General features: G+C 43.3%; 18 protein-coding genes and 4 tRNA genes. 10 read left to right on the top strand and 12 right to left on the bottom strand.

The window, feature by feature from the left end:
- Window positions 1–68: 68 nt before the first annotated feature.
- The 4 genes from AC19MX_RS12085 to AC19MX_RS12070 all read left to right on the top strand — a co-directional run bounded on the left by AC19MX_RS12085 (window position 69) and on the right by AC19MX_RS12070 (window position 4692).
- A complete protein-coding gene (locus AC19MX_RS12085) occupies window positions 69–1421 on the top strand; it encodes a TolC family outer membrane protein (protein ID WP_498298319.1) in 1353 nt (450 codons plus the stop codon).
- The gene (locus AC19MX_RS12080) at window positions 1421–2026 is read left to right on the top strand and encodes an OmpA family protein (RefSeq protein ID WP_432400362.1); all 606 of its coding nucleotides are present in this window, start codon (window positions 1421–1423) and stop codon (window positions 2024–2026) included. The genes AC19MX_RS12085 and AC19MX_RS12080 overlap by 1 nt, the downstream gene beginning before the upstream one ends.
- An 85-nt stretch (window positions 2027–2111) precedes the next feature.
- Window positions 2112–2762: a transglutaminase-like cysteine peptidase gene (locus AC19MX_RS12075; RefSeq protein WP_498298311.1), complete on the top strand. Its 651-nt coding sequence runs from the start codon at window positions 2112–2114 to the stop codon at window positions 2760–2762.
- A gap of 7 nt (window positions 2763–2769) precedes the next feature.
- Window positions 2770–4692, top strand: a complete 1923-nt coding sequence (locus AC19MX_RS12070) for a bifunctional diguanylate cyclase/phosphodiesterase (RefSeq protein ID WP_498298309.1) — start codon at window positions 2770–2772, stop codon at window positions 4690–4692.
- Window positions 4693–4941: 249 nt separating this feature from the next.
- On the opposite strand, the gene AC19MX_RS12065 is transcribed toward AC19MX_RS12070, so the two are convergent.
- From AC19MX_RS12065 to AC19MX_RS12050, 4 genes are all read right to left on the bottom strand, one after another.
- Window positions 4942–5018, bottom strand: a tRNA-Pro gene (locus AC19MX_RS12065).
- 61 nt (window positions 5019–5079) lie between these two features.
- Window positions 5080–5156, bottom strand: a tRNA-Pro gene (locus AC19MX_RS12060).
- A gap of 21 nt (window positions 5157–5177) precedes the next feature.
- Window positions 5178–5253: transfer RNA gene (locus AC19MX_RS12055), tRNA-His, on the bottom strand.
- 50 nt (window positions 5254–5303) lie between these two features.
- Window positions 5304–5380, bottom strand: a tRNA-Arg gene (locus tag AC19MX_RS12050).
- Between the two features lie 252 nt (window positions 5381–5632).
- On the opposite strand from AC19MX_RS12050, the gene AC19MX_RS12045 reads away from it, so the two are divergent.
- Window positions 5633–8257, top strand: a complete 2625-nt coding sequence (locus AC19MX_RS12045) for a diguanylate cyclase domain-containing protein (RefSeq protein WP_498298307.1) — start codon at window positions 5633–5635, stop codon at window positions 8255–8257.
- Between the two features lie 91 nt (window positions 8258–8348).
- Here AC19MX_RS12045 and rep read toward each other — a convergent pair whose 3' ends face one another.
- Window positions 8349–10361, bottom strand: a complete 2013-nt coding sequence (gene rep / locus AC19MX_RS12040; protein ID WP_432400366.1) for a DNA helicase Rep — start codon at window positions 10359–10361, stop codon at window positions 8349–8351.
- A gap of 140 nt (window positions 10362–10501) precedes the next feature.
- Between rep and ubiK the strand changes: the two genes are divergently transcribed.
- A complete protein-coding gene (gene ubiK / locus AC19MX_RS12035; RefSeq protein ID WP_432400367.1) occupies window positions 10502–10750 on the top strand; it encodes a ubiquinone biosynthesis accessory factor UbiK in 249 nt (82 codons plus the stop codon).
- 102 nt (window positions 10751–10852) lie between these two features.
- On the opposite strand, the gene AC19MX_RS12030 is transcribed toward ubiK, so the two are convergent.
- The 6 genes from AC19MX_RS12030 to ilvC form a co-directional block, all read right to left on the bottom strand.
- The gene (locus AC19MX_RS12030; protein WP_498298305.1) at window positions 10853–11995 is read right to left on the bottom strand and encodes a pyridoxal-phosphate-dependent aminotransferase family protein; all 1143 of its coding nucleotides are present in this window, start codon (window positions 11993–11995) and stop codon (window positions 10853–10855) included.
- Between the two features lie 258 nt (window positions 11996–12253).
- Window positions 12254–13819, bottom strand: a complete 1566-nt coding sequence (ilvA, locus tag AC19MX_RS12025; protein ID WP_432400369.1) for a threonine ammonia-lyase, biosynthetic — start codon at window positions 13817–13819, stop codon at window positions 12254–12256.
- Between the two features lies 1 nt (window position 13820).
- On the bottom strand, window positions 13821–15680 hold the full coding sequence (ilvD, locus tag AC19MX_RS12020; protein ID WP_498298303.1) for a dihydroxy-acid dehydratase: 1860 nt from the start codon (window positions 15678–15680) through the stop codon (window positions 13821–13823).
- A gap of 79 nt (window positions 15681–15759) precedes the next feature.
- Window positions 15760–16017 (bottom strand): acetolactate synthase 2 small subunit, encoded by a 258-nt coding sequence (gene ilvM / locus AC19MX_RS12015; protein ID WP_432400371.1) that lies wholly within the window; start codon window positions 16015–16017, stop codon window positions 15760–15762.
- Window positions 16014–17699, bottom strand: coding sequence for an acetolactate synthase 2 catalytic subunit (gene ilvG, locus AC19MX_RS12010; RefSeq protein ID WP_498298301.1), 1686 nt, complete (start codon window positions 17697–17699; stop codon window positions 16014–16016). The genes ilvM and ilvG overlap by 4 nt, the downstream gene beginning before the upstream one ends.
- 578 nt (window positions 17700–18277) lie before the next feature.
- On the bottom strand, window positions 18278–19759 hold the full coding sequence (gene ilvC, locus AC19MX_RS12005) for a ketol-acid reductoisomerase (RefSeq protein WP_432400373.1): 1482 nt from the start codon (window positions 19757–19759) through the stop codon (window positions 18278–18280).
- Between the two features lie 189 nt (window positions 19760–19948).
- Here ilvC and ilvY point away from each other — a divergent pair, with 189 nt between their 5' ends.
- Complete coding sequence (gene ilvY, locus AC19MX_RS12000) at window positions 19949–20821, top strand: HTH-type transcriptional activator IlvY (RefSeq protein ID WP_498298299.1); 873 nt, start codon at window positions 19949–19951, stop codon at window positions 20819–20821.
- Window positions 20822–20858: 37 nt separating this feature from the next.
- On the opposite strand, the gene paeA is transcribed toward ilvY, so the two are convergent.
- The gene (gene paeA, locus AC19MX_RS11995) at window positions 20859–22166 is read right to left on the bottom strand and encodes a polyamine export protein PaeA (RefSeq protein WP_432400375.1); all 1308 of its coding nucleotides are present in this window, start codon (window positions 22164–22166) and stop codon (window positions 20859–20861) included.
- Window positions 22167–22399: 233 nt separating this feature from the next.
- Here paeA and AC19MX_RS11990 point away from each other — a divergent pair, with 233 nt between their 5' ends.
- The 3 genes from AC19MX_RS11990 (at window position 22400) to yihG (ending at window position 25135) form a co-directional block, all read left to right on the top strand.
- On the top strand, window positions 22400–22546 hold the full coding sequence (locus AC19MX_RS11990; RefSeq protein WP_432400376.1) for a hypothetical protein: 147 nt from the start codon (window positions 22400–22402) through the stop codon (window positions 22544–22546).
- 88 nt (window positions 22547–22634) lie between these two features.
- The gene (locus AC19MX_RS11985; protein ID WP_432400377.1) at window positions 22635–24158 is read left to right on the top strand and encodes a YifB family Mg chelatase-like AAA ATPase; all 1524 of its coding nucleotides are present in this window, start codon (window positions 22635–22637) and stop codon (window positions 24156–24158) included.
- 80 nt (window positions 24159–24238) lie between these two features.
- Window positions 24239–25135 carry a 1-acylglycerol-3-phosphate O-acyltransferase, YihG family gene (yihG, locus tag AC19MX_RS11980; RefSeq protein WP_498298297.1) on the top strand — a complete coding sequence of 299 codons (897 nt, stop codon included), beginning with the start codon at window positions 24239–24241 and terminating at the stop codon, window positions 25133–25135.

The following is a 25135-nucleotide window of genomic DNA, read 5'->3' as shown; positions in this document are numbered from 1 at the left end:
GAGGGTTTTAAATGAGCACTATAAAAAATCAGCACACAAAGATCAGTGCTGTTGCACTTGCTTTGTCTATGCTGATTGCACCCGCAGCCTCAAGTCAATCACTTGAACAAGCTGTTGCGCATACGCTAGACACCAATCCAGATTTACGGATTGCGTTTAACCGCTTTAAAGCACGTGAAGAGCAAGTTAACCAGGCATCTGCCGGTTATATGCCAACTGTCGACCTGACAGCGGGATACGGCTGGGAGCAAACTGATAGCCCATCAAGTCGTCGCAAAGCAGGACTAGGCGACGTTGATAATGATGGCAAAATTGATTTAGAACGTGGTGAAGCCGGTTTTAGCATCAAACAAATGTTATTTGATGGCTTTTATACCAGTAGCGAAGTTGATCGCTATTCGAACGAAACCACCGCAGATCAGTGGGCATTATTTGCTGCAGCAGAAGACATGGCATTAAATGTATCTAAAGTGTATTTAGACTACATTCGTAGCCAGCAAGTGTTAACGCTGTCAGAAAAAAATCTAGAAAGCCATAAAGCTATTTATGATCAAATTAAAGAACGTACTGACTCAGGATTAGGTTCAATTGCGGACTTATCGCAAATTACAGGTCGTTTAGCACGTGCTAATGCGAATGTGGTTTCTGCGAAAAATAATTTAGAAGATGCTAAAGCTGCATTTATTCGAATTGTTGAGTCAGAACCAGAAGATCTTATTTTGCCAGTACCAGATGCAGATATGATCCCAGAAAGCTTAAATAAAGGTGTGATGCAAGCCAAAAGCAACCATCCAATCCTTAAGTCTGCTGAAGGTGATATCAACGCGGCAAAATATGAGCGTAGTTCTGCTAAGGCAAATTATTTCCCACAGCTAAGTTTAGAGCTTAACGGTAACTGGAATAATGACGTTGATGGTGAAGACGGTTATAGCGCATTGAGCAGCCAAAATGTTAATGGTCATAGTAATGATTTAGTGGCCATGGTTCGCGTTAAATATAACTTATTTTCAGGCGGAAAAGATTTAGCACGCGATAGAGAGACTGCGTACAAAATTAATGAAGCCAAAGAAATTCAACAACGTGCATATCGTCAAGTTGTTGAGGGTATTTCTTTAGCCTGGAACGCCTACGAAATGCTTGCACCACAAAAGCAATATATTCGTGAACACGTTGTCGCAGCAAAGCAAACGCAAGTCGCTTATGTGCAACAGTTTAATTTAGGTCAGCGTACTCTTCTCGATTTACTCGACACTGAAAACGAGTTATTTGAAGCGCGTAAAGACTACCTACAAACTGAATATGACGAAATTGCAGCTCGCTACAGAGTGTTAAATGCTACTGGCAGTTTGCTTGACTCACTGAGAGTCACACGCCCTGAAGAATGGCGCGGTGAACGCTCGTATGAGGGAGGGGTTCAATAATGAAATACTTAATGATTCTACTCGCTATGTTGACCGCCACTGGCTGTGCAATGAACGATATTGTTGAGCTCAATAAACCAACAAAGCAAAACTTCGACTTAACAGATATGGACAAAGATGGTGTTATCACTGCACGTGAAAACTGTGCAGGAACGCTATTAGGCGCTGAAGTTGATAATTATGGTTGTGGTCAGGTTCACGATATCAATGAGACCCAAGAGCTAAACATCTTTTTTGCGAATAACTCTGAAGTCATTGAGTCGCAGTATTATGACCAAATAGAAAAAATCGCTAAGCTGATGAAAAAGTACCCGACGACAAAAGTGGTTATCGAAGGTCATACTAGCTTAAGAGGCAGTTATGAACTCAATTTAGCTTTGTCTCAAAAGCGTGCAAAATCAGTCATCGATGTACTCGAGAATACTTTTGGTATTAGCCCTGAGCGCATGTCAGCGGTTGGTTATAGTTTTGACAAACCAATTGATACCAGTGGCACACCTGAAGCAGAAGAGCGTAATAGACGTGTTATCTCGACAATATCTGGCGAAGATACAATGTCAAAGATGAGATGGAATATCTATACTGTTGACGATGAGAATGAATAATCGTTAAACAGGATATTGATCATTGAGTCGTAAAGACAAACATGTCACTGCATCGTTTTATAAAAGGGTCTGCCACAGTGTAATTGTGACATCGGCCCTTTTAGTTTCATGTTTGTTTGCGGCGCCAACTCAAGAGTTAAATCAGCAGCAAATTGTATCTGCATTAACGAAACGTTACGGCGACAGAGCGGCACTTCGCGCTAATGCATGGTTTAAAATTATTGATGATGCACAGCAATTAAGTGATATCGATAAATTGAAGAAGGTAAATCACTTTTTCAATTTATTTAGGTTTATCGACGACCAAACACTGTGGGGCGACTCAAACTACTGGGCATCCCCTATGGAGTTTATTGGTGTAAATGGCGGCGACTGTGAAGATTTTTCTATCGCAAAGTACTTTACCTTACTCCAACTTGGCGTATCGGAAGACAAACTGCGGATCACCATGGTAAAAGCCACAACGTTAAACCAATACCACATGGTATTAGCCTATTACGAACAACCTAATTCAATACCACTGGTATTAGATAATTTAGACAAAACCATCAAACCTGCGACACAAAGAAGAGATCTTCTGCCTGTATACAGTTTTAATGGTAAACAATTATGGTTAAACAAAGAAAAAGGTCGAGGAGTGTTAGCTGGCTCATCATCACGCCTTGAAAAATGGACTGACCTTAAACTTAGATTAGGCGTAGACCGCTTACGCCGACCAAAACTCAACATGGAGTAGTGACAACATGACCCTGTTCAGGCAGATCTATGCGTTACTTTTTGCACTTTTCTTGTTAACTATTGCAAGTGTAGCCTACGTACAATTTTCAGAAACCCAAGGTTTTTTAACCAAACAGATGGAGTCTGATCTTAATAATGCCAGTAACTCTTTAGGATTAATGCTGACTCCGGTATTGGAGTCTGGCGATACTGCTGGCGCAGAGACTTTAGTCAATGTCATCTTTGAAGGCGGCTACTATCAGCAGATCAAACTCATCTGGCTTGTCGACGGTAAGCAACAGGTTTGGAATAATTCGGTAAGAGTGAGTAATGTACCGCAATGGTTTATCAATTTAAATCTGTTTAAGAGTATCAACAAACAAACAACAATAACGTCAGGCTGGCTGCAGCTTGCTACCTTAGAAATCACGGCTCATCCAGGTTTTGGTTACCAAGAGTTATGGCGCATTATTACTGATATTGTCATTCTTTTTTCTATCTTATTTTTAATTGCCATTGTGTTTGCCAGAGTGGGTTTAAGCTGGATTTTGAAACCATTAAACACCTTGTCTGTACATGCAAAACAAATTGCCGACCGCCAATTTGGCCCAGATATGCCAGCGCCCAAAACCAAGGAGCTCAAAGAACTGGTTAACGCATTTAATAGTATGTCTGCACAGCTGAAACAAGTTTTCAATTCACTTGACGAAGAAGTCTCAGCATTACGTAAGAAAAACCTCGTTGATCAGGTTTCAGGCCTTCCCAATCGACAATACATGGTGAGCCGCATTAACGGTTGGTTAAGCGAACCAAGTACCGGCGCGCTGTATTTAGTCAAAATGGACTGGCTAGAAGATGTACACAGTAAGTATGGTTTCCAAGTCCGTGATGAAACCATTCGTATCCTGTCAGAAAAATTACAATATCATCAAGATGAAATTGCTCACTCAGTCATTGCACGCATAGCCGCTTATGAATTTGCATTTTTGGTAGAAGACTGTGAACACGACCAGCTAACTAAGTACTTACAAAGCCTCATACGCACAGTAAACAAGGAAATATCGAAAGCAGGCTGCAAACCTAATGAGCAGTTTAATATCGGTGTGGCCGAACGTTTAGGGCAAATGACAGTATCCGATATGATGGCTCAAGCAGATAACGCGCTGCAACAATCTATCAAAGATGCCAAAGTCTTCCATTGGTTTGAAAATACCCAGCAGCAATTGTTTACTCGTGAAGAGTGGCGAACAAACTTAGGTTATGCGATTCAACATAAAAAGTTTGAGTTCCGCTGGCAGCCAATTCAACTAAGCGCCAAAGATGAAGTCTGTCAGCGCGAATTATATTGTCAGTTACAAATCGCCAATACTACGCTTCATGCAGGCCAATTTATGCCTTATGTTGAACTATTGTCTCTGGGAACCATGCTCGATCGGTGTCTAATAGAAACAGTAAATGAACATAGATTACTTGAGCGTAACTACGAAAGAGTCGCCATTAACTTAACCAATCAAAGTATTAGCGATTTTGAGTTCCATGCATGGTTAAAGCAGTTTCTACGCGCGAATAAATATCCTGAACGTATTTGCTTTGAAATCCCAGAAGCTAGCGTATACAGCGATTTAGAAGCATGTGAAAACTTGTGTAAAGTCATTAGAGACAGTGGCGCGCACTTTGGTATCGATCACTTTGGTCGTCAATTTGGCTCAATGGCTTATTTACAAAGCTTAAGACCGCATTACGTCAAACTTGACCAATCATTTGCTTATATTGAAGACAACCAGCATAACAGTGAATTATGCCGAGCATTAGTTAACGTCGCTAAAGGCTTAGACATCCAAGTCATTGTCACTGGTATTCAAGAGAAACAACAGCTCAGCCGCTTTACAGAGCTTAGGGTCGATGCCTACCAAGGCTTTATCTCGCCACCGGTTAATGTAAAGCTATAACGCCGAGCGACGGAACCTATCAACAAACCACTCTTCGGAGTGGTTTTTTATGGCTTTGAATTCGTACTTGTATGAGTTTTTATAATAAAAAACAAACCTCGCACAAACTGTATAGTACTCTCCCATGAGCAGTAAGCAGTAAGCCAGGAGTGTTATGTCGCGATAGGGAAATAGGTATAAAAAGGCAAAGATTGGAATGAAAATCTGAAAACAAAAAAGCCACTCTAATGAGTGGCTTTTTTGTTAAATTGGTCGGTGATAGAGGATTCGAACCTCTGACCCTCTCGTCCCAAACGAGATGCGCTACCGGGCTGCGCTAATCACCGAAATTTATTTCAAACTTTTACTATCAACAAGTTAACTAACTCTTAACTCATTTTAACAATGTGGTCGGTGATAGAGGATTCGAACCTCTGACCCTCTCGTCCCAAACGAGATGCGCTACCGGGCTGCGCTAATCACCGAAAATAAAACATTGAATTGAATGGGGTGACTGATGGGGCTCGAACCCACGACAACCGGAATCACAATCCGGGACTCTACCAACTGAGCTACAATCACCACTGACTTTCAATTCTACTAACCAATTACGACATCACGTACTTGCCGAATGGTGCGCCCAGAAGGATTCGAACCTTCGGCCTTACCCTCCGGAGGGGTACGCTCTATCCAGCTGAGCTATGGGCGCTCGCCTTGGTTAGCGACGCATATAGTAGGGATAAAACACTCTCACGTCTAGCCCTGATTTACTTTTTTTAACTGACTGATTAAGTTTTGAGTCATTTACACTAACAATTTGTGCTTTTTGACTCATTACTCATAATTATTAACTTTATACTTACATTTATTTCGCTTGGATCACATTTGTATTTATGGTAATTATAATGATTGTTCAAAAATATTTGTTCACATTATTAATAGGATAACACCTGCTCGGGATATGGATACCAAAATTAGTCACCCAACAACATCTCCGCGTGTCGAGCACCTACAAAAAAGGATTGCTCGTTTAAAGCGTTTGGCTAAAAAATATAAGCGTTCTGAAATTATTCAAAATGCACTGTTAGGTATTTCTAATATCGCAACCCAGGTGGCATCACTGGATGATTTCTATCAACGTGTCCATTTACATCTTCAACAACTCATCCCAGCAGAAAACTTTTTTATAGCCTCTAGAGATCTCAAAACCGGGTTAACCAGTTTACCCTTTTTTGCTGACCAGCAAGACTCGCATCCAACGGAGCTTTACCCAGATCAAGAAATATCCTCTTTACTCAATAGTGGATTGACAGGCTATGTACTGCGTAATGGTGAGCCGTTGCTTTGCGACGATAATAAATTTAATGCGTTAATCGCCAGTGGCGACATTAAAAGTTTAGGGTCACCTTGCCATCAATGGCTTGGCGTCCCCATTAGAAATCAAGATGTAGTCACTGGCGTGTTAGTGGTTCAGAGCTATAACGAAGATAACACCTACGGTGAATTAGAATTAGAATTAATGGGTTTTATTTGCCACCATATCTCAGGTGTGATGGAACGACTAGAACATCATGAACAACTCGAGCAAGCCATTACTGAACGAACCAAAGAGCTCAGTCAAGCTTACAACAAAGTCACCATTGAAGTTCAAGAACGCGTTAAAGCCGAAAAGCTGCAAAAAACCTTATTCGAAATCGCTGATTTATCTGCATCGAATGTGCCGCAACAAGACTTCTATCTTCGCCTGCACGCGATTATCAGCCAATTAATTCCAGCGCATAATTGTTTTATCTCATTAATTGATGATAACAACATGCTGTCGTTTCCATTTTATGTTTCGCAAATGACCGCCCAGTATCCAGCATCACGTCCCATGCAGGATGGTTTAACCGAATACATTTTACGCCATAAGTTACCGCGATTATTGTCGGCCAAAGACATTGCTAACATGGTCACGATGGGCGAAATTTATTCTAAATCGCCAGAGCTCAATAAAACCCAGAGAATGCACCAATGGATTGGTATTCCACTACTCATTAATGGCGATGTGGCAGGTGCATTAACCATTTACAGCCTTGATGATGAACACATCTATCAATCAAAAGATTTAGAACTACTGACTTTTGTTTCACAACATATTGCCAACGCCATCGAACGCAAACAAGCCGTAGAGTCGTTAAAAAGTAGTTACGAGCTGTTAGAAGATAAAGTGGTCGAGCGGACTCGCGCGTTGGCTGAACTCAACAATAATTTGCAGCAAGAAATTCTTCAACGCCGCAAAATTGAAGATCAGCTAGTACACGATGCACAGCACGACGGACTCACAGGTTTACCCAATCGCAGCTATTTAATGGAACGATTGTCTCAAGCATTAAAGCACTTACGTCGTCATGGCTTAGATCAGTTCGCACTGTTATTTATCGATTTAGACCGATTTAAACTGATTAACGACTCATTTGGCCATTTAGAAGGTGATCGCTTCTTAATCGAAACGGCGCAGCGCATAAAATCATGTGTACGCGACAATGATACATTGGCCAGAATGGGCGGAGATGAGTTTGTTATTTTACTGGATGCCATTCATTCTACCGATGATGCCGTCGAAGTAAGCGATCGGATACTGCAAGCTTTATCAATGCCTTATACTTTGGCCAAACAAGAATTTATTTCTGGTGCCAGTATTGGTATCGCCTTTAGCGGCCGTAATAAGCTTGTCACCAGCGAATCGATACTACGCGATGCTGATGCTGCCATGTACCAAGCAAAAGCCAATGGTAAAGGTTGTTACGTTATTTTTGATGATCAGCTGAGTGCGCAGTCAAAGCTACAGCACGAACTTGAAATTGATTTTAAAAAAGCACTTGAACGGCAAGAGTTTGATATTCACTACGTGGAAGTCGTCGATTTTACTACTGGTGAAATTATTGCCATTGAACCACATGTTGAATGGCAACATCCTGAGCACGGCATCATTGAACACGCTAAGATGAAACGTTTAGCGGCACAATATCAACTGACATTGAACTTAGACGGTTATATTTTTACTCACTTGAGCAATCAATATCAGTGGTTAAAACAGCAGTATCAACCAAATGTCACTCTGCACTTATCAATTAGTAGCCAACATATTAAAAACAAGTTTGTCTTACGCAACCTCAAAAACACCATTAAAAACAGCAATATTGAACTCAGTAAACTCATGTTGTTTTTTAACGAAAAAGCCTTAGTTCAAGACACCGAAAACCACATCAATGGTTTCGACCTTATCTCTCAGTTAGGCGTTCAAATTGGTATTGATGGATATGGTACAGGATACAGCTCATTAAGCTGCCTCAGCTTTTTGCCCATAAAAGCGTTGAAACTCGATAATGACATCAGTAAACACTTATTAAATGATAAACAATTACAATTAGTTAAAGCCTATCAACTCACAGCACAAACACTCGAGTTTGAAATGTACGCCACCACAGTAGACACGCAGCAACAAGTGCGGCAATTTTTAGAACTCGGCTATATGCGCGGCCAAGGTCGGGCTATTAGTAAATTATTTAACGAAAAAAAAAAGCCTTATAAGTTCTGCGCGTGATCGCTAAAATCCCGACTCGATACTCAAAAAGGCTTTGCTTTAATATTCTTTGATTTGAGATTGCTTAGTTTGATATTGCTTTGATTTGAGATTACTTTTTAAACATATCACGTATGTTAGCAATATGACTCTTGCTGGTTTCAACCCGCTGTTGTTCTGTTTGTACTGGTTTGCGATTTTCCCAAATTAAATCATCTTGGGGTAACTCAAGTAAAAAGCGGCTTGGCTCGCAGCGCATAGTCTCACCAAATTGACGACGTTCACGGCATATCACAAACCACAACTCACGCTGCGCCCTTGTAATTCCCACATAAGCTAAGCGTCTTTCTTCATCGACGTTATCTTCATCAATACTCGATTGATGCGGTAAAATACGCTCTTCTACGCCCACCATAAACACAAACGGATACTCAAGCCCCTTCGATGCGTGCAAGGTCATTAACTGCACCTGATCGCCGCCCTCATCTTCACTATTACGCTCCATCATGTCGCGTAGCGTTAATCGGGTCACAACTTCGGGTAATGTCATGGCTTCATCAAGTTCGTCGCCCTCAAGCATTTCAGTCACCCAGCGATACAACTCTGAGATATTCTTCATGCGCATCTCTGCCGCTTTCGCACTGGTACTGGTTTCGTATAAATAATCTTCATAATTAATTTTACGAATAAGCTGTTTAATGGCTTCGACAGGCTCACCTCGAGTGGCAAGCTCACCCGTATCAACAATAAATTTGCCAAATTGATAAAGAGAGTTAACGGCTGCAGGCGCTAAATGATGATTAAGTTCCACATCAAAAATGGCTTCAAATAATGAAATATGCTTTTGGTTGGCAAAGTTACCCAATCGCTCCAGGGTTGCAGGACCAATACCGCGCTTAGGTAAGTTAACCACACGCAAGAATGCGTTATCGTCGTCAGGATTCACCACCAGGCGCAGGTACGCCATAATGTCTTTAATTTCTGCCCGAGAGAAAAACGAGGTGCCACCACTCAGTTTATAAGGAATACGGTTAGTCATAAGCGCACGTTCTAATAAGCGCGACTGATGATTACCCCGATATAAAATGGCATAATCGCCAAATTGAGTACGGCCAACAAACTTATGACGAATAATTTCAGCGACAACACGTTCGGCTTCTTGCTCCTCGTTAGCGGCAATTAATACCCTAAGCGGTTCACCATAAGCAAGTTCACTAAAAAGCGCCTTGTCATAAACATGGGGATTGTTGGCAATCAATATATTGGCAGCGCGCAAAATACGTTGGCTAGAACGATAATTTTGCTCCAACTTAATCAGTTTTAATTTCGGAAAGTCAGTGCCTAATAATACTAGGTTTTGTGGTTTGGCACCGCGCCACGAATAGATTGACTGATCGTCATCTCCCACCACGGTAAATCGGGCACGTTCGCCCACTAACAGTTTCACTAATTCATATTGACTGGTGTTAGTGTCTTGATACTCATCCACCAGCAAGTATTGAATCCGAGTTTGCCAACGGGTACGGACTTCCTCGTTCATTCGCAGCAATAAGGTCGGGATTAAAATAAGATCATCAAAATCGAGCGCGTTATAAGATTTCATATGTTGCGCATAACGTTGGTACAACATGGCAAACAATTGCCCTTGTTCATCCTTTGCCAAGCTGCGCGCTTGCTGAGGAATAATCAAACCGCCTTTCCAATTTGAAATGGCTGAGGCAAGGGCTTTAATTAAATCTTTGTCTTCGTCTAACTCATCTTGAGTCAGCTCTTTTAATAAGGCGAAGGTGTCTTGGTCATCAAATAATGAAAAGCCTGCTTTTAAGCCAAGCACTTTATGCTCACGCTTAATGATCTCTAATCCCAAGGTATGGAAAGTCGAAATCCACAGTCCACGCGCTTCTTTACGGCCCATTGACTGCGCGACACGCTCTTTCATTTCTCGGGCAGCTTTGTTTGTAAATGTCACCGCGGCAATATTACGTGCTTTGTAACCGCACTTTTCGACCAAGTAAGCGATTTTATTAATGATTACACGTGTTTTACCGCTGCCAGCACCCGCAAGCACTAAGCACGGACCCGAGACATAATGTACGGCTTCATTTTGCCCTGGATTGAGTTTCATTAATCACACTGCCTCACTAAACTAAACGAAGGCGGATCATAGCAGAATCAACTGATGACGGTTAACGAAAATCACACTTTGGTTTTGGAAATACGCTCACCTCGGTTACAATTAGTTCAATATATCAGTAGGGGATCATAATGATTAATCCAAAGAAAATTGAAGAGCTCGCAAAACAACTTAGCGACAACTTACCTAGCGGTGTTAAGCAATTTGCCGGTGAGTTTGAAGAACGCAGCAAACAGATATTGCAAAACCAACTGATGAAACTGGACGTGGTATCGCGCGAAGAATTTGAAGTACAACAACATGTGTTACTTAAAACACGTGAAAAGCTTGAAGCATTGCAAGCACAAGTCAATGAATTAGAAAAGAAGTTTGCTGACTAACTGTTGCAATACCAAAGTATCGTACTGACTCTTTTGACCATAAAAAATGACGCTAATTAGCGTCATTTTTTATTTATATGTTAGCTTGCCTGAACTCGCTATTTATTTTTGAGCAAGAGACTCTTCTAAGGCGCGCAAACACAAGGCTACATTTTCGCGACGTGCGCCAAAGCCCATTAAGCCGATACGCCATGCTTTACCTGCTAATGCTCCTAAGCCGGCACCAATCTCAAGGTTATATTCTTCTAACAGATGTTTACGCACTGCTGCATCATCCACACCTTCGGGAATATACACCGCGTTCAATTGTGGCAATCTTGACGCTTCGTCTACCACAAATTTAAATCCTAACTGGGTCAAACCATCACGCAATAACAGGTGCATTTTACGGTGTCTTGCCCAGGCATTTTCTAGCCCTTCATTGGCCAGTAAACGCAGTGACTCATGCAGCGCATAAAGTGCATTCACAGGTGCAGTGTGATGATAGCTGCGCTTAGCGCCACTGCTATTACCCCAATAACCCATCACTAAGGTTTGGTCCAAAAACCAGCTTTGCACCTGGGTGGTACGTGCTTTTAATTTAGCGACGGCTTTAGGTGAAAATGATACAGGTGATAAACCTGGCACACATGACAAACATTTTTGGCTGCCGGAATAAATAGCGTCAATGCCCCATTCATCCACCAGCAATTCAACACCACCCAAAGAGGTGACCGCATCAACAATGCTAATACAATCGTGTAATTGCGCTAATGTGCACAGTGTTTTCGCATCAGACAATGCACCTGTTGAGGTTTCAGCATGGACAAAGGCTAAAAACTTCGCATCTGGATTTGCCACAAGTGCAGCTTCAACTTTGTCAGGACACACTGGCTCGCCCCATTCATTGTCGACCACAACGGCAATGCCACCGACACGCTCAACATTTTGGCGCATGCGCTCACCAAACACTCCGTTGCGGCAAACAATGACTTTTTCACCGGGTTCAACCAAGTTAACAAAGCAGGTTTCCATGCCGGCACTACCAGGAGCTGATACGGCTAAGGTCATTTCGTTTTTGGTTTGAAAGGCATACTGAATAAGGCTTTTTAACTCATCCATCATACCGACAAAAAGCGGATCTAAGTGGCCAATAGTTGGTCTCGACTGTGCAGCAAGCACTTCAGGATACACATCAGATGGACCAGGTCCCATTAGGGTACGGCGCGGTGGCATAAAGGCTGGAATAGTTGGCACGGGTAACATCAATGTCTCCTTAAAATGAGGTCGAATGCCCATGTTGATAGCAACAAGTGCATGGAAAAATTTACCCTACATATAAGCAACCCGTCACAATCATATGATGTACTAATGACATCACACTTTGGCGGTGTGGGTTATTACCTACGAATATATTTTCGTTTTAGGCGCCCTGACAATATCACATTGAGGCTCTAAATCACCTCAATGTGATATTTATTTAGCGTTAAGTAACTGATTAGCGTTATGTAACTTGTAATATATTTAGCTCTTAGCTCTATTTAAAAATAACTTGTAAGCCGGGCTGTGAGTTTCTTCTTGATAGACAAAGTCTAGGTCTGTTAAAAACTGTGCAAAAGCGGCATCATCTTTTGCTGGCACTTCAAAACCCGCCAACACGCGACCAAACGCCGCGCCATGATTACGATAATGGAATAAGCTGATATTCCACTTACTTTGCAGCGTGGTTAAAAACTTCAACAATGCTCCAGGATGCTCAGGAAATTCAAAGCTAAATAAGCGCTCTTCTAACGGCTCAAGTGGATGCCCACCGACCATATAGCGAACATGTAATTTAGCGGTTTCATCTTGAGATAAATCTTGTACTTCAAAGCCTTCTAACTCGAGCTTAGCGATAATGTCAGCCAGCTCGGCTTGGCCACCGGTTAAACGAATACCGGCAAACACCACCGCCATATCGCGACTGCTAAACCGGTAGTTAAACTCGGTCATCGGGCGCTTTTCAAGTAGTTCACAAAAGCGTAAAAAGCTGCCGGGTTTTTCTGGCACTTTTACCGCTAATACCGCTTCTTTTTGCTCACCAAGTTCACAGCGCTCTGACACATAACGTAAACTGTGAAAGTTCACATTAGCCCCACTCAAAATGGCAGCAACCTTCTTCGGCGCGTCACTACTGTCGCCATGCAAACTCATATACTTTTTAAGGCCTGCAATTGACAATGCGCCAGCGGGTTCAGCTATCGCACGGGTATCTTCAAAAATATCTTTCACTGCGGCGCAAATTTCATCTGAAGTTACGGTTACGACTTCGTCGACATATTCACGTGCAAGCCTAAAAGGCTCTGTGCCAATACGTTTCACCGCGACACCGTCGGCAAATAAGCCCACTTGAGCTAACGTGACTGGCTCATCTGCTTCTAATGCCGCTTTTAAACACGCTGCATCTTCAGGCTCGACACCAATAATTTTGACTTGTGGCATGACCGCTTTGTAATAGGCAGCAATCCCCGCAATTAACCCGCCACCGCCCACAGGCACAAATACCACTTCAATATCACGTTGTTGCTGCACCATCTCCAGAGCAATAGTGCCCTGACCCGCAATAACCGCTTCATCGTCAAACGGTGCGATATAGACGCGTCCTTCGGTGGCCGACAAGTTTTTAGCAAAATCGTTAGCCTGATCGAACGCCTGTCCATGCAATACAACATTGCCGCCCAAGCGACGTACGGCATCAATTTTGATGTCTGGTGTGGTACTTGGCATCACAATAACCGCATCTATCCCGCGGCTGGCCGCCGACATCGCCACACCTTGAGCATGATTACCTGCAGATGCACACACTACGCCTCTATCGCATTCTTCTTGCGTGAGCGCAGCGATACGATTGTATGCACCGCGCAGTTTAAATGAATGTACTGGCTGCATGTCTTCACGTTTTAAATACACCTGACAACCAAAGCGAGCTGACAGTTTATTCATGCTCGACAGCGGCGTCACTTTCGCGACATCGTATACAGACGACAGCAAAATTTTCTGTAAGTAATAATGCGCTAGATCTAATTGAGTTTGAGACGCCAAAGCCAACATACTACCCCTCCAGTTTGGTACGATCGCGAACTGCACCTTTGTCTGCACTGGTCGCTAATAACGCATAGGCTTTTAAGGCTAATGACACATAACGTTCACGTGATACCGGTTTCCAACCCAGCGGGCCTTTTGCATCCATAGCTTGGCGACGACGCGCTAATTCTTCGTCGCTGACATTCAACTGAATTGCGCGCTTAGGGATGTCGATCGCAATTTGATCGCCGTTTTCAATAAGTGCAATTGTGCCACCTGATGCAGCCTCTGGTGAAACATGCCCAATAGACAAACCTGATGTACCACCAGAGAAACGACCGTCGGTGATCAATGCGCATTGAGTGCCTAAACCACGCGATTTAAGATAAGTGGTGGGGTAAAGCATTTCTTGCATGCCAGGGCCGCCTTTAGGGCCTTCATAACGAATAACCACTACGTCACCAGCGACCACTTCACCACCTAAAATCCCCGCAACAGCATCATCTTGGCTTTCATATACTCGGGCGCTGCCCACAAAGGTTAAATTAGACTCATCAACACCTGCCGTTTTCACGATACAGCCGTCAACCGCAACGTTACCAGACAATACGGCTAAGCCGCCTTCTTGACTAAAGGCAAACTCACGTGAGCGAATACAGCCATTTTCACGGTCGTCATCCACGCTGTCCCAACGGCAATCTTGGCTAAAGGCTTTTTGGGTGGGAATACCGGCAGGGCCTGCGCTAAAGAAACGAATGACGGCAGGGTCGTTGGTTTGTTTGATATCGTACTTTGCTAACACTGATTTTAAATCGCCACCATTGTCTGCTGCGACATGCGGTACGTCGTTATGGATTAGCCCTGCACGATCTAACTCACCTAATATGCCCATTACGCCACCAGCACGGTGGACATCTTCCATATGATATTTAGGCGTTGATGGTGCAACCTTACATAAATGAGGCACTAGGCGCGATATGCGATCAATATCTGCCATCGTAAAATCAATTTCTGCCTCTTGCGCGGCAGCCACTAAATGCAACACTGTATTAGATGAACCGCCCATGGCAACATCTAATACCATAGCGTTTTCGAATGATTTAAATGAAGCAATATTACGCGGCAATGCAGTTTCATCGTCGTGCTTGTAATAACGTTCAGCTAACTTCATAACCCGGCGACCTGCTTCTAAAAACAGTTCACGGCGATCCGCGTGTGTCGCCAACATTGAACCATTACCGGGTAATGATAATCCTAGCGCTTCTGTTAAACAGTTCATCGAGTTAGCGGTGAACATGCCAGAGCACGAACCACAAGTAGGGCAAGCACTCCGCTCAATCTGCTTACTGTCTTCATCACTCACATTGGTGTCGGCACCCGCTACCATGGCATCGACTAAATCAAGCTTGATAATTTTATCCGACAGCTTGGTTTTACCCGCCTCCATTGGTCCACCGGACACAAATACCACCGGAATATTTAACCGTAGCGCCGCCATTAACATGCCTGGAGTAATTTTGTCGCAGTTTGAAATACACACTAACGCATCGGCACAATGCGCATTCACCATATACTCAACGCTGTCGGCAATAAGCTCACGAGAGGGCAAACTGTAAAGCATTCCGCCGTGCCCCATCGCGATACCGTCATCGACAGCAATGGTGTTAAATTCTTTGGCGATGCCACCGACTTCTTCAATGGCGCTAGCCACTAACGCGCCCATGTCTTTTAAATGCACATGTCCTGGAACGAATTGGGTAAATGAGTTGGCAATCGCAATAATTGGCTTACCAAAATCGGTTTCTTTTACGCCAGTGGCTCGCCATAGTGCACGGGCACCTGCCATGTTGCGGCCTTCGGTACTGGTTGCTGAACGTAATTTTGGCATTGCAAATATCCTTGTGTAATGTGGTGCGCGTTACTTATTTAGTCACAAATAACGCTCAAAAATAATATATCGCGAAAGCTTAACTGTTAGCTGCTTGCCCAAGAGACACCGCTGGCATCACTTTGCAATGTGTTACATCTATTAGCTTATCTAGTTGATTGCTTAGCAGTTCAATGGCACGTTCGGCTTCAACCCATAAATCAATAGCCATACTCGCATCTTCATTGATGCTGACATGCATTTTGGTCACTTTAAATCCACGATGGCGAGTGACACGCAACACACGTTCTAGCACTTCTGGACGTTGTTGAACGGTTATTTCAAGATTATGCATCATGTTTGCTTCTCCATTTGATCCATCATGTCACTGTTACTGGCTCCGGGGGGAACTAATGGCCAAACGTTAAAGGCATCATCAATCGAGACGTGCAACATGTAAGGTCCACTGCTGTTAAGCATCTCATCTAACGCTTGCTCTACTTGATCAGCATGATTAATAGTGCGACCAGGGATATCAAAAGCCGACGCCATTAATACAAAGTTTGGGTTATCAGATAAATCGGTTTCGCTGTAGCGTTCTTCAAAAAACAACTGTTGCCACTGCTTAACCATGCCGAGCTTTTGATTGTCGATCAGTAAAATTTTTACCGGAAGCTTACGACGTTTAATGGTTGTTAATTCTTGGACATTCATCATAAACGAGCCATCACCGGATACTGTGACCACAGTGGCATCTGGACGAGCCACTTGAGCACCAATAGCCGCGGGCAAACCAAATCCCATGGTGCCAAGGCCAGCGCTAGACAAATGATCTTCAGGACGACGGAACCACATATGTTGTGCGACCCACATTTGATGTTGACCCACATCGCATGCAACCACACTGTCTTCTGGTAACTTATTCGCTAAGCGGCGCAACATCGCAGGTGCATAAATTAAATCGCCAGGATGCTGGTAATCCCATTGATGCTTACGCGACAGCTCTTCAACTTCGGCTTGCCACTGGCTAATAGCCATTTTGCCTTTTACCGCTTCGGTTAACGCGGGTAATACTTGACGAAGCTCAGCGGCGATAGCCACATCTGGCTGGCGTAATTTACCTATTTCAGCTGTATCGATATCAAGATGCAATACTTTGGCGTTACAGGCAAAGCTGGCTAAACGCCCGGTAACACGGTCATCAAAGCGCGCGCCAACCACAATGAGTAAATCACACTCTTGTACTGCTAAATTAGCGCCTTTGCCCCCGTGCATACCCAGCATGCCTAAATAACCTTTGGTTCCATGAGCAACACTGCCCAGGCCTTTTAAGGTCGCAACAGAAGGAATGCCACTCACATCGATAAACTCACGTAAATGAGCAACGGCTCCTGCCATACCCACACCACCACCCACGTATAAGATTGGCTTACTCGCTTGGGTCAGTAACGCTGCTGCAGCGTCTAGTGCGGTTAATGTTGGAGTCAGTTCGTCGGCAACACTTTGCAACGGAGTTTTGTATTCAAGCTCAGCAATTTGGATATCTTTTGGGATATCAACTAAAACAGGGCCGGGTCGGCCTTCTGCGGCAATTTCAAAAGCACGGTATAACGTAGGGATTAACTCATTGATGTCGGTGACCATAAAACTGTGCTTGGTACACGACAAAGACATACCTAACACATCGATTTCTTGAAAAGCATCAGTACCAATGACGCTGGTCGAGACTTGACCCGTAATCGCCACCAGTGGAACAGAATCGAGCAAGGCATCAGCTAACGAAGTAATTAAGTTGGTCGCTCCAGGGCCAGATGTTGCGAAACACACTCCAGTTTTACCACTTGCTCTTGCATAACCTACAGCGGCAAAAGCGGCGCCTTGTTCATGACGGCTAAGCAAGTGCTCTACAGGGCTGCCGTAGAGGGCATCATAAATGGGCATAATCGCCCCACCAGGATAACCAAACACTGTGGTAACACCATGTGCTGCTAATACTTTGATAACTGCATCCGCGCCGCGCATTTTCTGTCCTGCTTCCATATTTTCATCTCTACTTCGTCAATGATTATGCTTGCTCTACTGTGTAATTTTTTACTTAACCCTAACTCAGGTTACTTAGCCTAGAAACTAAAAAACCCCCGGTCCTTTCGGAGCGGGGGTTTTTGCTAACTGTTTGACTCTTAGGTCAGTCTAGTTGCCAAACGCCACCCCCGCTGTGACTTAATAATCACTACGGTAATAATCGCGAGAATGAGCATGGCTGCATGATTTAGCATTTTGTAGACTGTATCCTAAGTTTCTAATATTTTTTCGTTCGGTTATGTTCAATAAACGTTACGGTATAACTAACAAGTACCATAAAAGATTTACCAAGCACAACTAAAAAATCGTCTATGTAAAAAAAATTCAGCTTCCCTGCCGAGACAATGCAAACAACAACAAAAACTTAACTCATGAGTTCGATTAAAAATAATCCGAGAACTCACTCTAACAATTTGTTTTTTCAGCGACCCAACCAATAGCATTGGGTCGTTTCGATTGATGCCTGTCCGACAACGGAGCTATATTTTTAACTAAAAACACTGAACAGGTACAACATCAATTAAGTACGCAAGTACTTAGCCCGCTTCAACAATACGCTTCATGTCTGTCATGTAACCGCGCAATTCTGCACCGATATACTCAACATCTGTGTGACGGATCTGCTCATTGACTTCAATTAAGCGTTGGTTATCAACACCATTTGAGTCACTTGCCAATCCAGCGCCTAAATATTCAGAAGACATAGACTTAACGTAATCACGTAGCATTGGTACTGCAGCATGGTTGAATAAGTAACAACCGTATTCCGCTGTATCAGAGATAACCACGTTCATTTCGTATAAACGCTTACGTGCAATAGTATTCGCAATTAATGGCGTTTCGTGTAGCGACTCATAATAAGCCGACTCTTCAACAATCCCTGCGGCAACCATAGTATCAAAGGCTAATTCCACACCGGCTTTGATCATCGCCACTAAGAAAATACCTTTGTCGAAATACGTTTGCTCATCAATGTGCTCAGACGTTGTTGGCGCGTTTTCGAATGCGGTTTCGTTAGTTTCAGCTCTCCAACGTAGCAAGTTAGCGTCATCATTGGCCCAGTCTTCCATCATAGTGCGAGAAAACTCACCGCTGATGATGTCGTCCATGTGCTTTTCAAATAATGGCTTAAGGATGTCTTTTAGCTCTTCCGCCATATCAAATGCTTTGATTTTAGCTGGGTTAGATAAGCGATCCATCATGTTGGTAATGCCGCCGTGCTTAAGCGCTTCGGTCACCGTTTCCCAACCTTGTTGAATAAGTTTACCGGCATAAGCAGGCTCAACACCGTCAGCAATCATTTTCTCGTAACCTAAGATGGCACCGGTTTGTAACATACCGCATAAGATTGTTTGCTCGCCCATCAAATCTGACTTAACTTCAGCAACAAACGATGACATCAATACGCCGGCACGGTCGCCACCAGTCGCACTAGCATACGCTTTAGCAATCGCTAAACCATCGCCTTTTGGATCGTTTTCTGGGTGAACAGCAATCAGTGTTGGCACACCAAATCCACGCTTATATTCTTCACGCACTTCTGTCGCTGGGCACTTTGGTGCAACCATAATGACAGTAATGTCTGAACGCACTTGCATACCTTCTTCAACAATGTTGAAACCATGTGAATATGCTAGCGTAGAACCTTGTTTCATTAACGGCATAACCGCATTAACAACATTGGTATGCTGCTTGTCTGGCGTTAAGTTAAGCACGAGGTCAGCAGCAGGAACAAGCTCTTCAAATGTCCCGACTTTAAACCCGTTATCGGTCGCTTTTTGCCAAGAGGCACGCTTTTCAGTAATGGCTTGTGGGCGTAGGGCAAAAGAAATGTTTAGGCCCGAGTCACGCATGTTCAAGCCTTGGTTAAGGCCTTGTGCACCACAACCTAAAATCACGATATTCCAATCTTTAATGTATTGGCAACCGTCACTGAATTCAGTGCGGTCCATAAAGCGGCATTGTGCTAATTGAGCTAGTTGTTGACGTAAATTCAGAGAGTTAAAATAGTTAGCCATCTGATACCACCTTTAAAATTTTGATATTTGGGACGCAAACTGCGTTTGATGCATACTCAAACTTTGCGATTGAATTGACTATAGCCTATCCATCTCATTGCTTAAAATGATATATTCGGCATGTGATGTTGCATAAAATGCAACGTTGCTATTGTGATTAAATAATCTCTGTTTACGGAAGCTCTATTTATGGACATTCGCTCTCTTAACTTGTACTTACATCTATGTGATAGCCTGCATTTTGCTAAAACAGCAGAGCAATCACACGTGAGCCCATCGACGCTGAGCCGTACATTACAGCGCTTAGAAGATGAAGTTGGCAGTAAATTATTTGAACGTGACAATCGTAGCGTCACCATTACCCATGCGGGTTTAGAATTTAAGCGCTTTGCAGAACAAACATTAGTAGAATGGAGCCAACTGCGAAGCCGTATTGACCCTAATCAGCAGTTTTTACGCGGCAATCTCAACTTATATTGCTCGGTAACCGCAGCTTACAGTCACCTACCGGCGTTGCTAGACCGATTTAGACGTGATCATCCCCATGTAGATATTAAGCTCACCACTGGCGATCCTGCCAATGCGGTAACTCAAATTCAAAAAAATCGCGCTGATATCGCCATTATTGCCTTGCCTGAAGTGTTCCCCAATACTTTACATTTTACCCCTATCGACAAAGTACCAATCTCGGTCATCGCGCCAACCATGCATTGCCAAGTACAACAATGGGTATCTCAGGGAACTATCGACTGGGCAAAGTTGCCCTATATCGTGCCAGACCATGGTCCGGGCAGAAAACGTATTGATCAATGGTTTAAACAAATGGGGATTAAACCCAACATCTATGCACAAGTGTCAGGCCAGGAAGCCATCGTGTCTATGGTGGCATTAGGTTGTGGAGTGGGTATTAGCCCGGATGCCGTGATCCATAACAGCCCGGTTCGCGAGCGGATACAAACATTAATGTCACCGGTTGATATTCCCGCCTTTGAATTAGGTTGTTGCTGCAAAGAAAAACGCACCAATGATCCCATCATTAGTGCGTTTCTTGAGATCATTTGATGCGGCTTTTTTATCAGCGTACCACTTTTAACAAAACCTATGGCATGGGTGGTGCGTCTATTTCTAAACGGGTCACCAATAGTTGGTCGACTTTATATGAGTCAATGTCGACCACCTCAAACTTATAACCGGCATAGTTAACAAAATCGGTGCGCTTAGGTATTTTACGCAGCATGTACATCATAAAACCGGCAATGGTTTCGTAGTTTTGGTTTTGTGGAAACACTTCAATATTAAATGCACGCATCACATCGGTAATCGGCGTTACGCCATCGACTAGCCAAGAATTACCATCGCGGGCCACAATTTGCTCTTCGCTTTCATGTAAAGACCAGGCTCCCATTACCGCACTTTGTAAATCGTTGGTGGTCACAATCCCGACCACTAACGCGTATTCGTTCATGACCACGGCAAAATCAGCACGGCTATTTTTAAAATATTCCATCGATTCCGACAAGGTTAACGTATCAGGAATAATTAAACAGTTGTGCACCAGTGTGCTGCCTTTAAGGGTAATGTTTTCGCCATTAATGACTCGAATTAATAACTCTTTTGCATCAACAAACCCTTTAATCATGTCTAACTGACCATCACACACTAAAAATTTATTGTGCGGGTTTTTAGCAATTTTTTGTTTAATGTCTTCTTCTGTATCTTGCAATAAAAAGTACACTAAACTTTCGCGCGCTGTCATTGCAGAGGTCACCGACACAGACTGCATTTCAAACACGTTTTCCATCATTTGTTGCTCGCCTTTATCCATCATGCCAGCTTCAGTGCCCGCGCTCATCATGGCGTATATATCATCGTGGGTAATCTGGTCATTACGCGCGGTAGGTACTTGCAACAGCTTAAAAATCGCATTTGCTAAACCGTTAAAAATCCACACAAACGGTTTTAGTACCGTAATACAAAATACAATTGGCATCACAAACGTTACTGCCACTTGCTCTGGGATCACCATCGCAATACGCTTTGGCATTAGGTCAGCAAATAAAATAAATAGTGATGTGACGGTGATAAAAGAACACGCAAAGCTCAATTGTAAGCCCCACTCGTCACCTAATATGGGGATTAACAATTGCTCGAAGTACGGACGAAATGCCGACTCACCGACAATACCACCCATAATGGCAACGGCGTTTAAGCCAATTTGCACCACGGTAAAAAAGCTCCCAGGATGAGCTTGTAACTTAAGCACCTTTTTGGCCCGTACATCGCCTTCATCCGCCATGGTTTGCAAGCGTATTTTACGTGATGCAGCCAAGGCTATTTCGGACATCGAAAAAAAACAACTTATGCCGATTAGGCACAATATAATCAAGAAACTATCAGTAATAGTCATACATTCTCTTTAGCTTAGGCCGCTGAGCACTAAGTCATGATGGGGTAGCGATTTTCGCTAATAAAGCAGTTAACTTTGTTGAATAACAAAGGGACAAAAATTCGGTTTTGGCCAATATTGAGATGATGTCATGACGTTAATACCAAGAGGATAACATCGAGGATTTCTATCAAGGTTAAGGTCATCATCATTCGCTATTCTCGCTAAGGTAAAATAGCTGTTTTATGGGAAAAATGAGCGATTCTGTTGGCTTTTTATCATCGTATCACGGTCGTGTTAAGTTCCCGTTTAATAGCGCGCGTATTCTACTCAAAAGCCAACAAGATAACCAAGGTTTAGTTAACATAATTGATTATATTTTGTCTCATTATACCGACTAACTCACCATAAAATCAGCAAAAACAGCCAGCGCTGCTAGACTGTACTCACCCCTTCATTTGTATATTATTCAAACAAAAGGATTTGTTCATGGCGATAGCCTGTGTATTTACCCGAGCAAGTTGTGGTGTTGAAGCACCTAAAGTCACCGTAGAAGTTCATTTAAGTAATGGTTTACCTGCATTTAACCTAGTTGGCTTACCTGAAGCTTCAGTCAAAGAAGCCAAAGAGCGGGTAAGAAGTGCCTTGATCAATGCCGGATTCGAATTTCCTCAGCGGCGCATTACCGTTAATCTCGCACCAGCAGACTTACCCAAGCAAGGCGGCCGCTATGACTTACCTATCGCTATTGGTATTTTAGCCGCGTCAAACCAAGTCCCAGCCAAAGCACTACAACAATGTGAATTTGTGGGTGAACTTGCATTGTCAGGGCAAATTCGTTCTTGTACCGGCTTACTGCCAGCCATTATTGCTGCGCGCAACGATCAGCATCATTTTTTTATGCCTATCGATAATCGTCACGAAGCTGAATTAGTGGGGTATCACCAAAGTTATTTTGTCGCCCATTTACAAAATTTAGCTGCGTTTTTACATGGCCAAGCACAACTGCCTTTACTCGACACCCAGCCAGAATGGATTGAAGAACTTCAGCCAACAGACAATTCATTATGCATGAGTGATGTCATTGGCCAATATCAAGCTAAGCAAGGGCTAGAAATTGCCGCAGCAGGAAATCACAACCTGCTTTTTCTTGGACCACCAGGTACCGGAAAAAGCATGCTCGCCAACAGAATTATACCATTATTACCACCGCTCACATACGATGAAGCTATCGAAGTGGCGGCCATTCACTCAGTTGCTGGCTTACACGTCAAACCGCAAAACTTCCTTAACCGCCCTTTTCGTTCGCCACACCATACTTGCTCGTCAATCGCGTTAATAGGTGGTGGCAGCCACCCAAAACCAGGGGAGATATCGTTGGCTCATCGAGGGATATTATTTTTAGATGAAATTGCCGAGTTTCCTCGTAAGGTCCTCGACTGTTTGCGCGAGCCATTAGAAACCGGCCAAGTGGAAATATCACGAGCGGCCGCAAAGCTCACTTTTTCAAGCCGTTTTCAACTCATCGCCGCCATGAATCCTAGTCCCTGTGGCGATACCGAACGTTCCCGTTCAACCCCAGATCAAATTCAGCGCTATTTATCGCGTCTGTCTGGGCCATTTTTAGACCGATTTGATTTAACCGTCGATGTACCTAAGCTGCCCTCTGGCACCCTAACAAAAAAGCATCAACCGGGTGAAACTAGCGTTGAAATAGCTAAGCGTGTTAAGCAAGCACGTGAAAAACAACTGGCTCGAGCTGGAGTACTCAATAGTGAGTTAACCCCAAAACAGCTCAAGCAAGACAGCCAAATTAGCCAGCAAGATTTAGAGTTTTTAGAGCAAAGCGTAGTGAGTTTAGGCTTGTCTGTTCGCAGTTTTCATCGCATTCAGCGAGTGTCGCGCACCATTGCCGACTTACAACAATCGATCACCATCGAGCGTAGTCACATCGCTCAAGCCCTTGGTTACCGAGCAATGGATCGCCTACTTGCAAAGTTGAACCAGCAATAAAGTCCATTTTTAACGGTTGTATTTATTGAGCAATCCAGCGACTACGAGTAACATAGCTCTCCGTTTAATAGGAGAGACAAATGTCGTTGTTTTCAAAAATCAAAGGCTGCATAGCATTCATATGCTATTTACTGAATACCATTTTTTGGACTATTCCCATTTTAGTGTTTAGTGTTTTTAAGCTTATTCCGATTGGCATTTTTCAAAAAAGCTGTAGCTACATTCTTGATAACTGTGCAACAGCATGGATCAGCGTCAACACCGTAGTCGAAGCTATTTTTCACCCAATGCGCATTCACGTTTCTGGCGATCAGCAGTTTTCAGAACAAGAATGGTACATGGTCATCGCTAACCATCAGTCTTGGGTCGACATCCTAATCTTGCAGCGCGTGTTTAACCGTAAAATTCCTTTTTTAAAGTTTTTCCTTAAACAAGAATTGATTTATGTCCCTATTCTTGGTTTAGCTTGGTGGGCATTAGACTTTCCATTTATGCGCCGTTATAGCTCAGCCCAACTGCGTAAAAACCCAAAGCTTAAAGGTAAAGATATTGAAATTACCCGCAAAGCATGTGAAAAGTTTAAAACCAAGCCGGTCAGTATTATGAATTTTGTTGAAGGCACTCGCTTCACTCAGACCAAACATGACAAACAACAATCCACTTTTAAGCATCTGTTAAAACCTAAAGCAGGCGGTATGGCATTCGCACTCTCAGCAATGGGCGAACACATTAATAAACTCGTCGATGTCACTATTTATTATCCCGACCAGGTCCCCAGCTACTGGCAGTATATTTGTGGTGCGCTCAATGAAGTCCACGTGCATGTTAGTATTAGCGATATTCCGCAAAGTATGCGCGGCGACTACCTTAAAGATCGTGAGTTCAAAATTGATTTTCAAGAGCAACTTAATCAAATTTGGGTCAATAAAGACCAGCAACTGCAAAGGCTTGCTGACGAACCAAAGCAAAAGGCATAA

This window comes from Shewanella sp. MF05956 (genome assembly GCF_059758055.1).
This window is presented reverse-complemented; position numbering and strand designations above follow the sequence as displayed.

Bases quoted from the DNA above. Each gene is read 5' to 3' on its own strand.
- ilvA (WP_432400369.1), bottom strand. From the start codon at position 13,819: ATGTTGGCTTTGGCGTCTCAAACTCAATTAGATCTAGCGCATTATTAC.
- AC19MX_RS11990 (WP_432400376.1), top strand. From the start codon at position 22,400: ATGAGCGATTCTGTTGGCTTTTTATCATCGTATCACGGTCGTGTTAAG.
- ubiK (WP_432400367.1), top strand. From the start codon at position 10,502: ATGATTAATCCAAAGAAAATTGAAGAGCTCGCAAAACAACTTAGCGAC.
- ilvM (WP_432400371.1), bottom strand. From the start codon at position 16,017: ATGATGCATAATCTTGAAATAACCGTTCAACAACGTCCAGAAGTGCTA.
- AC19MX_RS11985 (WP_432400377.1), top strand. From the start codon at position 22,635: ATGGCGATAGCCTGTGTATTTACCCGAGCAAGTTGTGGTGTTGAAGCA.
- AC19MX_RS12045 (WP_498298307.1), top strand. From the start codon at position 5,633: ATGGATACCAAAATTAGTCACCCAACAACATCTCCGCGTGTCGAGCAC.
- AC19MX_RS12080 (WP_432400362.1), top strand. From the start codon at position 1,421: ATGAAATACTTAATGATTCTACTCGCTATGTTGACCGCCACTGGCTGT.
- yihG (WP_498298297.1), top strand. From the start codon at position 24,239: ATGTCGTTGTTTTCAAAAATCAAAGGCTGCATAGCATTCATATGCTAT.
- AC19MX_RS12030 (WP_498298305.1), bottom strand. From the start codon at position 11,995: ATGTTACCCGTGCCAACTATTCCAGCCTTTATGCCACCGCGCCGTACC.
- AC19MX_RS12070 (WP_498298309.1), top strand. From the start codon at position 2,770: ATGACCCTGTTCAGGCAGATCTATGCGTTACTTTTTGCACTTTTCTTG.
- ilvY (WP_498298299.1), top strand. From the start codon at position 19,949: ATGGACATTCGCTCTCTTAACTTGTACTTACATCTATGTGATAGCCTG.
- AC19MX_RS12085 (WP_498298319.1), top strand. From the start codon at position 69: ATGCTGATTGCACCCGCAGCCTCAAGTCAATCACTTGAACAAGCTGTT.
- paeA (WP_432400375.1), bottom strand. From the start codon at position 22,166: ATGACTATTACTGATAGTTTCTTGATTATATTGTGCCTAATCGGCATA.
- ilvC (WP_432400373.1), bottom strand. From the start codon at position 19,759: ATGGCTAACTATTTTAACTCTCTGAATTTACGTCAACAACTAGCTCAA.
- ilvD (WP_498298303.1), bottom strand. From the start codon at position 15,680: ATGCCAAAATTACGTTCAGCAACCAGTACCGAAGGCCGCAACATGGCA.
- rep (WP_432400366.1), bottom strand. From the start codon at position 10,361: ATGAAACTCAATCCAGGGCAAAATGAAGCCGTACATTATGTCTCGGGT.
- ilvG (WP_498298301.1), bottom strand. From the start codon at position 17,699: ATGGAAGCAGGACAGAAAATGCGCGGCGCGGATGCAGTTATCAAAGTA.